We start from the raw sequence: 12,214 nt of genomic DNA, 5'->3' as shown, positions 1-12,214 counted from the left end.
GATTGTCCGCACTCGAACCCGCCATACTACTTTCCTTTTGTATTACAGTTAGTTGGCACTATATCTTCTAGACTCAGCATGATCTTGGTCTGTGTGATTTTCTGTGCAGTCAGCTGAGTTTGGCAATTTGCCCCTTAAGCTGTTCACGCGCCTGCTCGATTGATTCTGGACGAGTCTTTCGGGAAAGCTCATCGCGTCCCTTACGATTCAAAAAGTAAGCCACCCTTTCCGCATTTGCCCCGCTGGGGTGGGGTAGTCCAGCCAATACGCGGTCACGATCCAATGCTCCGGAAGCAACCAAGTGCAACAAAGCATCTGATGCGTGAGTGCCGAGTGGTATCCAGATCGCTCGATCTAGAATCGCCGTCTCCTCAGCTAGATACGTTTCAATCATTGACTTCAGCGCCGGAACACCCAGAGGCTTTGGCGCTCCGCTGTAATTCTCCCCGTTAACGAACACGGGATACCTCAAAGCTGAAGTAAAATGTGCGCCACGAGCTTCTTCATCAAAAAGCTGCTCAGCAGATTGAACGCCTAAAAGCGTATTGACCCCAATGTGATCGAGCATTGCAGTCAAATTACGCCGAAGCGGCCCGCTGAAGCTTCCGGTCTTTTTCGCCACTTCAAGAGCGACTTCGACATTCGCACCACCCTGCAAAGCTTCAATCAACGCCCTCAAAGCATTACGGGCCTGTTGTCGGCCTGGGGTAAGGCCAACTATCACAACCCGTGCACTCCTCTCGACATAATCAAAGGGTGCATACTCCGCTCGAAGACGCCCGTCTTCATACAGCGTAAGATCAGCTTCAATGTTTTCGATAAGAGAGCCCTGTCTAATGTGTGACTTAATAATGTCGATATATTGTTGATACATTTTAGTCTCTGTATGCCACTGTAATAATTGCGCCGTCCTGACTTTGGATCAGGTACGAATTTCTTAATTGAGTCATTTCCTTGAGTCGCCAGCGACCAAAAAACCGCTCCACCTCTTTCCAAGATCGCTTATCGAAATCGTATCGAGTGCTACCGCCACCGGCGGGCTGACGCCTTCCATAATCAAGCAAGAGCCAACGCGCGATCTCCGGGATGTTGCGATCTACACTCCTACGCTCAGCATGGTGCGTCATCGGGGTCTTCAGATGATCTTGATTCATCAACGCACCTCCAATTCAGAACGACGAACTCGCTTCCAAGACTGCCCCGATACGATCCCCAAACGTCCGCTCTCAGGATTAGGACGACGCCAACGAGGCGTTTCCATCTTGGTTAGGCGTTGGAGAGCCTCTTCGAAACCTTCAACGTTTACCTCTTCGCCCTTAGGCCCAACTCGAAATTGTTGACCGGAAGGCCCGCTACCAAGATCGGGCGAAAAAACCGACCCATCCAAAGCGACTGGCACGAAAAGGTAATCCTCATGCTCCTTAAGAGCATCATGCGGCGAGAGCTCTGTGCTCTCCCCCCAATTCGCCTTAAGGGGATATTCCGCGACAATATCCTGCCAAATCGACCATCGGTAATCGCGCTCGTTCAGCCATCGAGCGCAAGCCTCAGGAGCTATTAATCCGCCTTTTGAAACCGTAGGCGCCCCTTCACTTTGAGCATAGATCGCATTCTGGAGACGCTTCATGGAAACGCCTGATAGTACTGCCAGCTCACTGACTGTTAGCGGCTCGCCTCCATCAAGCTTCACACGAGCCAGGGCTTGCTCCCTGAGCGCGGGAAGGTATTCGAGCTTCGTTTTACCCTCGACAGAACCGACAAGCGCTTCGAACCGCTCGATCTTTGAGCAGACTTTTTGAACCCACTTAGGCGGGTTCTTCGCATCAGCCATTCTCTCCTTCAGATGCCTGACCTCCAGGTAATCATGCGCATCCTCTTGGATATCCCAAATCGTCATGATTCCGTAGTTGGCAAACGCGCTAAGCTCATGGAGCTCATCGAGAAAAGGCGGAGTGGAGCTGGAATCCCAACCATCGATCTCAGCCCAAGTTTCTCGCCAGTTCTGATCCGGCCTCGTCTCGCTCAACTTGAGACGATCCCAGCTGTCGGCCGTTCCTTTACTGATGATCTTAGCTAGAAGCGCCATAGCCATGGCGGCCTCATCTCCTACGAAGACGAGGTCAAGTATTTCTCCAGTTACAGCCAGAGAACGAATGACCTCATCTTGCTCATAGAAACAGTAAACATCCCTGAACTCTTCAAGCCGGGTATGAAATTCATCGCGTAGCGTTACCATGATTTTCCTGTGGGTAAGTCCGATATCCGATATACCCACATTAATGAAACGCGCTGACCGGTCAATCAATTTTTATGGGTAGAGTGGATTTCTGTGATACCCACATGATACAAATACATATAACCTATTGTAATAAGGCGCTTATCGGGTCAGCTGCATCCGCAATTTGCTCGCCTAAAACGCGCAGAACCTTCCCGCGGCTCCTGGGATAGACCTCAATCCGCTCAACTCTCTTTCCGCCGTCTAGCCTCTCCTGAACCCATGTCTTCCGTGTTCCCGAAGCGAGCCGATGGACAAGCTTAGCCGCCTGGACTCTTGCAAACTCAGGCCGACTATCTGCTTCAGGGTCAGTGGCAAGCGCCCTCTGAACCGCCAACCACGCCGCAAGAATACGCTCCGGTGGAACCTGCGCATCCCGAAGCCTTGCCCATGCTTTTCGGGCGCGTTCTTTCGCTGAGAGCCCCCTCAAGCGGAAAGCCGGAACAGCTACACCTGCTGAGCGATAGAGAATACGGACACGTTCTAGAGCCGATCCAACCTCGTCACTGTTCCCATTCAATTTGAGCCACGCCGCGGCCCATTTACGCGGCTCTACGAGTTCGGCTGCCGAATATGATGCACGGTAGGGACTCCCGTGACGCTGATAGTGCTCGTGGTGACGACGGCAGAACCGCTCATCGAACCCCTCACTCGCTGCGGCCCTTGAAGGATTTGGACAACCCAAGACGATGCAACAGCTCTGAGCGTCAAGCCGATCCAACCGCCTTCTCAGTTCTGCTGAACGATCGCGTCCCATAGCGGAAATCTCTGAAAAAAGTGCACGATGCACAAAAACCAGTAAGGGAATGCACAGTTAGAAGTCTGGATCAGCCCGATCCCGGCACCAGTCATCCAAAAGTTCGTCGCGGGTTCCACTCCAAGCAAAAGACTCCATCAACATCGCTGGAAGGTTCGGACTCACCTCGATAATTGCCTTTGCGAGAATTTCCGGCTTGTAAGCTTAGGTCCGAGTTTTTTTCGCATGATCTTCGCCCAATCAATTGCCTTCTTGTCTTCAGCAATCTCAGGGTCCATCGAAGCCTCAGGGTCAGCAAATGGATCACTTATGCTGATCAGACCCCACGACTTTTCGGCGAGGTCCAAGCGAGTTAGATCAGGGTGGGCCTCAAGGAGCTCACGAACACGCTTCTTCATCTTGAAGTACTGGCGTCGCCGCTGCCCGGTCACCTCCATGAACACCGTCTCGGAGGGATCGGCTTTGCAAACAAACTGCCAGGCGAAATCAGATTGCTCTGACCTAGTGAGCTGGAGTCGGCTTTTACTGTTCTCCTCGACGCTCTCACGAATTGCAGCCCACAGGTCACCTTCGATCACTCGAACAGGAACCGGTCTATCGTTCCATAGGCGACATGCACGATACGCCTTCAGCCGATGGTGACCATCGACCAAGACCCAGCGCTTGCCCGTCCAAAAAACAGATATCGGATCGAGGCCAACCCGAAGACGTGTTTCAAGCGTATTGCTCAAGTCTTCGACAAAGAGCTTGTCAGCAACACCATCCGTATCGACTCCGCGACGAGGTTGGAAAACATCGGGTAGCGAGTGAATGTCTTCCAATGGCAAGCAGCCATTCTCAGGGAGAAGCGGACGCGGACTCCCTTGATCGATTTCCCGCTGGAGGCTGGCGAGTGAATCGAATTCTTCGTCTTGATCGTTGAGCATTTCGTAGGTTGGCACACACGCCAGTCCGGCGCATTCGTCATGATATTGATTCTATTGTCGGAAGTGGGGACACGCCCAAGCCAGAAGATAGCCACCTCGCGTCTCGCCTTGCAAGCAGGAAGAGAAGCTGTCCCCACCCGCTTCAGCTTTAGGATAGGTGACGCTCCATCTCGGCTATGTCCCTGACCAGCTATACGAACCGCTCGTGCTCATCATCTACCGCCTGATCACGGTCCGCTTTCAAGCCTCGGCTCCCTCACGCTTAGCTTGGCGCTTGATTCTCTGAACGCTAGCCCTGGAAATCCCGACGGCTTCAGCCGCTTCCATCTCGGTCTTGCCCTCCCGAAGAAGCGTCAAGACCTCTTCGGCTCGCCGCATCGCTGTGGGCTGTCGCCCAGTATACTTCCCTTCCGCCTTTGCCTTGGCGATGCCCTCGCGTTGACGCTCCAGCATGATCCCCCGCTCGAACTCAGCGACTGACCCCAGAACCCCGAGGATCAGCTTCCCGGTCGGCGTCCCGGTATCCAGGTCCATGGCCAGGATGCGTAGCCTTGCGCCTTTGGCCTCAATTGTTTCCACCATCTCCATAAGGTCACGGACTGAGCGGGCAAGACGATCGAGCTTGCTGACGATCAGCGTATCGCCCTCTCGGAGATATTCGAGCGCGGCTTCCAGCTCTTTGCGTTTTGCCCTCGCACTGATTTGCTCGGAAAAGATTTTCTCCGCACCAGCGGCCGTCAAATCCCGAGTTTGAGCCTCAAGTCCCGCCACTTGGTCAGCTGTTGATGTTCTCGCATATCCTATCAGCATTGGTCATTCTCATGCATCACACGGGTTTAGACCCAATGCATCACAATGATCCAAAAGTCAATATACCACTCATATGATGCCCCAGCCGTTAGCCTATAAATGAGTCACACGGGCAAGGTCATGTGACTCACTCGAGCCGTCCCCCGGCGCCTCGGTTGACCCTGGGGCTAGTACGGTTGTGATCGCTGCCGCCTGCCCCCGGGCATGCTGAAGATTGGCCGAGGGGGTATGGGGGGGGAATCCCGTTCTGCCTGATTATTAGAGGGCCGACAGATTTTCCGGCAAAAACCCTGTCCCCAGTTTCGTCGAGCCAAGCTTAGACAGTTAGGAGCTCAGGCAGCCTGGCAATGACCAAGGCCTCCCTGCGTCTATCAGCAGCTTAGCGCGATCCCAGCTAAACGCCTTCCTCGCACCTCGCGAATTGTACTAGCGTGGCCAACGCACACGCGAACCAGGTGCGGCCAGTATGAATTCAGACATAACTGAAACCCGCCTATCTATCTGGTGAAGCGACGAGATTTATCTCAGCGCGTCTAGACGAGCAGCCGCTCCACCCCTAACAATGCCACGTTGAATCGATTACCCGACGGATTGAATCATGCAACTCGACGAGCTTCTGGAACAGTACCGCGCCTCATCGAAGAACGAGCGCGAGAAGGGCGACTATTTCGAACGCCTTGTCCGCGTGTTCCTGGAAAACGACGACATCCAGAAGCAGCACTTTTCAGCTGTGGTTCCCTTCGCGGACTGGGCCAAAGAGCAAGGCTGGAAAAATACCGACACCGGGATCGACCTCGTGGCGACCCTGGCTGACGGCTCGGGTTACGCCGCGATCCAGTGCAAGTTCTACGCGCCGAACCACGTCATCCAGAAGCCGGACATCGACAGCTTCATTTCCGCGTCATCCAGCGATCTCTTCACTCGCCTGATCATCGCAGACACGACCCAGCGCGACTTTGGCCGGAATACGCAGGAGACGTTGAACAATCTGTCGAAGGATTGGAACCGGATCGGCATCAACGATATGGCGGCCAGCCGGATCGATTGGTCCCAGTTCATCCGCACCGGCGCCATCAGCCTCGCGGCCAAGAAGACGCTCAAGGATCACCAGCGAGAAGCGCTGAAAGCCGTGACCGAAGGCTTAGCCGAGGCTGACCGCGGCAAGCTCATCATGGCGTGCGGCACCGGCAAAACCTTCACTTCTCTCAAGATCGCCGAGCAGATGGGCGGCCCTGGAAAGCGAGTGCTCTTTATGGTGCCGTCGCTCGCCCTCATGTCTCAGACCGTCCGCGAGTGGAAGAACGACGCCGAACAAGAGTTCACCGCCTTCGCCGCCTGCTCTGACAAGAAGGTTGGGCGGCGCGAGGATGCGGACAGCCTGGACCTGAACGTCCATGATCTGTCATTCCCGGCGACGACTGACCCCGCCAAGCTGGGCCATCAGGTCGCCGACGCTGACCCAGAGAAGATGACCGTCGTCTTCTCGACCTATCACTCCATCGATGTGCTGACCCGCGCTCAGAAGACCTACGGCATGCCCGAGTTCGATCTCGTCATCTGCGACGAGGCCCACCGGACGACCGGCGTCACGCTGAAGGATGAAGACGACAGCAACTTCGTCCGAATTCACAACGATGAGTACGTTGCGGCGCGGAAACGGCTCTACATGACGGCCACGCCCCGCATCTTCGGTGACGCTGCGCGTCGTAAGGCCGATGATCACGACGCTGAACTGGCGTCGATGGATGACGAGACCAAGTTCGGTAAGGACCTGTTTCACCGTGGGTTCGGCTGGGCCGTAGAGAACGAACAGCTCACTGATTACAAAGTTGTCGTCCTGGCCGTGGATGAGGGACTGGTGTCTACCACGATTCAGACCCGCCTCAAGGAGGGTGCCGAGCTAACCCTCGACGACGCGACCAAAATCATCGGGTGCTACAAGGCGCTGACGAAAAGCGATCTTCGCGCCGATCTGGAGTTCGATCCCAAACCGATGAAGCGAGCGCTGGCCTTCTGTCAGAGCATTAAGAAGTCGGAGATCATCGAGGACGAATTCGCTCAGGTCGTCGATGAATATATCAACAGCGATCTGATCGAGGATGCGCCGCGTCTACGAACCGAAGTCCGACATATCGACGGCAGCTACAACGCCAGCGCCCGCGAGGAAATGCTGAACTGGCTCAAAGCTGACGCCGGTGAGGATGCATGTCGAATCCTGACAAACGCTAAGGTTCTGTCCGAAGGAGTCGATGTCCCAGCGCTCGACGCAATCATGTTCATGCACCCGCGCAAAAGTCAGATCGATGTTGTGCAATCGGTTGGGAGGGTCATGCGGCGTGACCCCAAGGGCGAGAAGAAACTCGGCTATGTGATCCTGCCGGTCGCGATCCCGCCAAACACAACGCCCGAAGAAGCGCTGAACGATAACGAGCGATACAAGGTCGTCTGGCAAATCCTGAACGCGCTCCGCGCTCATGATGAACGCCTGGATGCCCGGATCAACCAAGCTGAACTGGGCGAGGATATCAGCGATAAAATTGAATTCGTTCGCATCTCATCAGAAAGCGAGCTGAAAGAGCTGACCGCAGTCGTCGATGATTTTGCGACGACGAAGTCCAAGGCCCACAAAGGAAAGTCGGATATCGGGCAGCCTGGGCGAGACAGTCGCACTCAAGACCTACCCGAAACCCAAGGCGAATTGATCTTCGACGAGTTCACCCGCGCCATTATGGCGAAGATCGTCCAGAAATGCGGGACGCGAGAATACTGGGACACCTGGGCCAAGGATATCGCCGAGATCGCCCAGACCCATATCACTCGCATTAAAACGATCGTGGCGAAGGATGGAGCTGAGCGTGAGGCGTTCCTCGCCTTCCTGGAGGAGCTTCAGGACGACCTGAACCCTGAGATCACCGAGGCTGAGGCCATCGAGATGTTGGCGCAGCACCTCATAACCCGCCCGGTCTTCGACGCGTTGTTCAAGGGCAGCGAATTCACCAAGCAAAATCCGGTTTCCCGGGCGATGGAAACCGTTCTCGGTCAACTCCACGAACACAACCTGGCCAAGGAATCTGAGAGCCTCAGGAAATTCTATGCCAGCGTAGAACGACGAGCCGCTGGTGTCGTAACCGCCCACGGCCGCCAGGAGCTGATCTACAAGCTCTACGACAGCTTTTTCAAGGGCGCGTTCCCAGTGCTGACCCAACGCCTGGGCATCGTCTACACGCCCGTCGAGGTCGTCGATTTCATCATCCACTCAGTGAATGACGTTCTGAAGGCGCAATTCGGCCAGACCCTCGGGTCAGAGGGCGTGCACATCCTCGACCCGTTTACCGGTACAGGCACCTTCATCACCCGCCTCTTGCAATCCGGACTGATCGCGCCAGACCAACTTGCCCGAAAGTACCGCGAGGAAATCCACGCCAACGAAATTGTCCTGCTGGCCTATTACATTGCCGCGATCAATATCGAGACGGTCTATCACGAATTGGTTCAGGGCGAGCTGAGTGACGATGCGCCCTATGAGCCGTTCGGCGGCATTCTGCTCACCGACACTTTCCAGATGTACGAGCAAGAGCACGACATGATCGCCAATTTGCTGCCTGACAATTCTGAGCGCAGAACCCGGCAGAAGGCGCTGGATATCCGTGTGATCATTGGAAACCCGCCTTATTCGGCTGGGCAGAAAAGCGAAAACGATAACGCGAAGAACATCGGATATCCGACGCTAGACGCTCGCATCGGCGCAACCTACGCCGCAGCATCAAGCGCAACCCTCCAGAAAGCGCTTTACGACAGCTATATCCGCGCAATTCGCTGGGCATCCGACAGGATCGGGGATGCAGGCGTCATGGCCTATGTCACGAATGCGGGGTGGATTGACGGTAACGCCACTGACGGGTTGCGCAAATGCCTCGTGGAAGAGTTCAGCGACCTCTATGTGTTCCATCTTCGCGGTAACGCACGCACTTCGGGTGAGCAACGGCGAATGGAGAAAGGGAACGTCTTCGGCGAGGGTACCCGTACGCCAGTAGCGATCTTTGTCTTTGTGAAGAACGCGGGCGCGACCGAACATGGCCGTATCCATTTCCACGATATTGGCGATTATCTGAGCCAGAAGGAAAAGCTGGATATCATTCGGGATGTCGGGTCGGTTGACGGCATCGCCGACCGAGAGGGTTGGGAGCGGATCACACCTGACGCCAACAATGATTGGCTGGACCAGGTCGACGCGAGCTTTGACAAGTTCCCGCTAATTGGCGCGAAGCGTGGGAAAGAGGTTGGGCTTTTCGAGAACTACTCCCAAGGGGTACTAAGCGCACGTGACTCATGGGCGTACAATTCGAGCCGATCTAAGCTCGCGCAGAATATGCGGCGAATGATCGATTTCTACAGCTCAGAGGTGGGCCGGTATAAGGCGGCGGGGAAACCGAAAGACGTCAACAAATTCGTGGAAGATGACGCGAAGCGGATAAGCTGGACCGGCAACTTAAAATCCGACTTGGCGAGATTGAAACCGCTTGAGTTTGTTGATGATGCCATCCAGAGGGCAATCTATCGCCCTTACCAGCCTCAATGGCAATATTTCCACCGCAGGTTAAACGAACGCGTCTATCAGATGCCGCGTATCTTTCCGCACGCGGCGGCTGAGAACAAAGTTATTCACATAACCGGAATTGGAGTGAAGACAGGATTTTCAGCTCTGCTCACTGACAAGTTGCCAAACTTCCATAATGTGGACACTGGCCAGTGCTTCCCTCTTTTCCTTTACGAAGAAACCAATGCCGAAGAAGGCTTGTTCGCCAACGCAGATGGTGAACTCAGTCTGACACGCCGCAACGCGATCACCGCCGCAGGGCTAGCCCATTTCCAAGCCGTTTATCCGAGCAAGGCAATCACAAAGGAAGACCTTTTCTACTACGTCTACGGATTACTCCACTCACCCGACTATCGCGAGCGGTTCAAAAACAACCTCGCAAAGGCCCTGCCGCGCATCCCGGCGGTGAAGACCTTCGCCGACTTCGCCGCCTTCCGCGACGCAGGCCGTGCCCTGGGCGATCTTCATGTGAACTTTGAAGAGCAAGAGCCCTACCTGGTGACCTTCAAGGAAGGCGATCACCGGCTGATCCATGAGGCTCAGGACGATTCCGTCAAATTCTACCGCGTAAAAAAGATGAAGTTCGGTGGCAAGGGCAAGGAGAAGGACAAGACCACGGTCATCTACAACGACAACATCACGATGCAAAATATCCCGCTGGCGGCCTACGACTATGTGGTCAACGGCAAACCTGCGCTTGAATGGGTGATGGAGCGGCAGGTCGTGAAGACCGATAAGGCCAGCGGCATCATCAACGACGCGAACGATTACGCCAATGAGACCATCGGCGATCCGCGCTATCCGCTCGATCTGTTCCGCCGGGTGATCACGGTCAGCCTTGAGACGATGAAGATCGTTAACAGCCTGCCCAAGCTCGATATCGACTGAGGCTGACATGAAAATCTCCACGATCCTCGACCACATCGATAGCGGGCATATGGCCCTGCCCGAGTTCCAGCGCGGCTATGTCTGGGGGCCGCATCAGGTGCGCGGCTTGTTCGCATCGCTCTATCAGCGACACCCGATTGGCGGACTCCTCGTCTGGGCGACCGAGGCCAAGTCAGCAGCTCACCGTGGCGATCAAGATTTGGCGTCGGGCGTGGTGAAGCTTCTGCTCGACGGCCAACAGCGGATGACCTCGCTTTACGGGGTGATGCGGGGGCGGCCTCCCGCCTTCTTTGATGGAAATGAGGGAGCCTTCACTGGATTACGCTTCCATCTGGAAGATGAGGTGTTCGAGTTCTACCAGCCGGTGAAGATGCGCGATGATCCGCTCTGGGTTGATGTCACCGATTTGATGAAGGGCGGACAAGCCAGCCTGGGCCAGGCTGTGAAGGTCCTCAGCCAGGATGAAGCGCTCAGTGAGCGCCTGTCAGACTATATCGGACGCCTCAGCAAGCTCCTGGGCATCGCGGATATTGACCTTCACATCGAAGAGGTGACCGGCGCGGATATGACCCTGGATGTGGTCGTAGACATCTTCAACAAGGTCAACAGCGGCGGCACAAAGCTTTCAAAAGGCGACCTGGCGCTAGCGAAGATTTGCGCCGAGTGGCCTGAAGCTCGCGGCAAGATGAAGTCTCAGCTCTCCGAATGGTCGGATCAGGGCTATGACTTTAATCTCGATTGGCTGCTTCGATCCGTAAACACTGTGCTCACCGGCGAGGCCAAGTTCACCTTCTTGCATGACCAGTCACCTGACGCCGTTCAGAGCGGACTGGATCGCGCCACACGTCAGATCGACAACGTGCTGAACTTGATCGCGGGCCGCCTTGGTCTTGATCATGCCCGGGTCCTGTTTGGCCGCTTCGCTATCCCCATAATGGTTCGCTATCTCGATCAGAAGGGCGGCAAGCTCGATGAACGAGAGCGCGACAAGCTGCTCTTCTGGTTCGCTCAGGCTGGCATGTGGGGTCTGTATTCGAGCTCCACGGAGAGCCGTCTCGACCGTGACCTCGCCGTTCTGGAGGCCGGTGGCCTTGATGGCTTGCTCGAAGAGTTGCGCCTCTGGCAAGGCGGCATGCGCATGGAAGCGGGTCACTTCACCGGTTGGAGCATGGGGAACCGCTTCTATCCTGTCCTTTACATGATGACGCGGATGGGCGAAGCGCGAGACTGGGGAAGCGGTATCGCCCTCAAGTCGAACCTGTTGGGCAAGATGAGCCGCCTGGAAGTGCATCACATCTTCCCGAAATCTCGGCTCTATGCGCACAACTTGAGCAGGCCCGAGGTCAACGCACTCGCAAACTTCTGCTTCCTGACCAAGGACACCAATCTCAATATCTCCAACCGGCTGCCTGAAGACTATTTCCCTGAGGTTGAAGACAAGCACCCCGGGGCGCTCGCCTCGCAATGGGTGCCCATGGACCCCGATCTGTGGCGCATAGAGCGATATGGCGACTTCCTGGAAGCGCGGAAGGCTTTGCTTGCGGAAGAGGCCAACAAGCGATTTGCGGACCTTCTTCATGGAGATGATCGCTGGCTGATGGAGACACGGCCAGCTGGGCATACCGACCAAGTTGAAACTCTGGGCGGCATCTCAAGCGAAGAAGAAGAGGCTGAGCTGGAAAGCGTGAACGACTGGTTGATCGAACGCGGGCTGCCCAAAGGCTTCATCAGCCACGAAATAACCGACGAAGCCGGAACTGTGATCGCTCAGCTAGACCTTGCCTGGCCGGATGGGCTTCAGCAGGGCCTCTCAACGCCAGTAGCTCTGTTGCTGAACGAAGACGACCAGCTGATCGTCCTCGCCAGCCAGGCCGGATTCCGATGCTTCAAAAGCTCAGCGGCCTTACGTGAGTACGTCCTTCGCGAGATCACAAACGACACGACCGCCGCCTAATGGGATC

General features: G+C 55.6%; 6 protein-coding genes. 2 read left to right on the top strand and 4 right to left on the bottom strand.

Annotated features, from left to right (window positions below):
• Window positions 1-109: 109 nt before the first annotated feature.
• The 4 genes from RBA95_RS01485 to RBA95_RS01470 form a co-directional block, all read right to left on the bottom strand.
• The gene (locus RBA95_RS01485; protein WP_306015015.1) at window positions 110-874 is read right to left on the bottom strand and encodes a uracil-DNA glycosylase family protein; all 765 of its coding nucleotides are present in this window, start codon (window positions 872-874) and stop codon (window positions 110-112) included.
• 279 nt (window positions 875-1,153) lie between these two features.
• The gene (locus tag RBA95_RS01480) at window positions 1,154-2,236 is read right to left on the bottom strand and encodes a hypothetical protein (protein WP_306015014.1); all 1,083 of its coding nucleotides are present in this window, start codon (window positions 2,234-2,236) and stop codon (window positions 1,154-1,156) included.
• Window positions 2,237-3,193: 957 nt separating this feature from the next.
• Window positions 3,194-3,973 (bottom strand): ParB/RepB/Spo0J family partition protein, encoded by a 780-nt coding sequence (locus tag RBA95_RS01475; RefSeq protein ID WP_306015013.1) that lies wholly within the window; start codon window positions 3,971-3,973, stop codon window positions 3,194-3,196.
• A gap of 225 nt (window positions 3,974-4,198) precedes the next feature.
• Window positions 4,199-4,768 carry a recombinase family protein gene (locus tag RBA95_RS01470; RefSeq protein ID WP_306015012.1) on the bottom strand — a complete coding sequence of 190 codons (570 nt, stop codon included), beginning with the start codon at window positions 4,766-4,768 and terminating at the stop codon, window positions 4,199-4,201.
• Between the two features lie 598 nt (window positions 4,769-5,366).
• Here RBA95_RS01470 and RBA95_RS01465 point away from each other — a divergent pair.
• The gene (locus RBA95_RS01465) at window positions 5,367-10,253 is read left to right on the top strand and encodes a type ISP restriction/modification enzyme (protein ID WP_306015011.1); all 4,887 of its coding nucleotides are present in this window, start codon (window positions 5,367-5,369) and stop codon (window positions 10,251-10,253) included.
• A 7-nt stretch (window positions 10,254-10,260) separates the two neighbouring features.
• Window positions 10,261-12,207, top strand: a complete 1,947-nt coding sequence (locus RBA95_RS01460; protein ID WP_306015009.1) for a DUF262 domain-containing protein — start codon at window positions 10,261-10,263, stop codon at window positions 12,205-12,207.
• The last annotated feature ends 7 nt before the right edge of the window (window positions 12,208-12,214 follow it).

It is taken from the genome of Oceanicaulis sp. MMSF_3324, assembly GCF_030733545.1.
Taxonomy (GTDB): domain Bacteria; phylum Pseudomonadota; class Alphaproteobacteria; order Caulobacterales; family Maricaulaceae; genus Oceanicaulis.
Note: the sequence above shows the minus strand (reverse complement) of the source record. Positions and strands in the feature narration are given on the sequence as shown.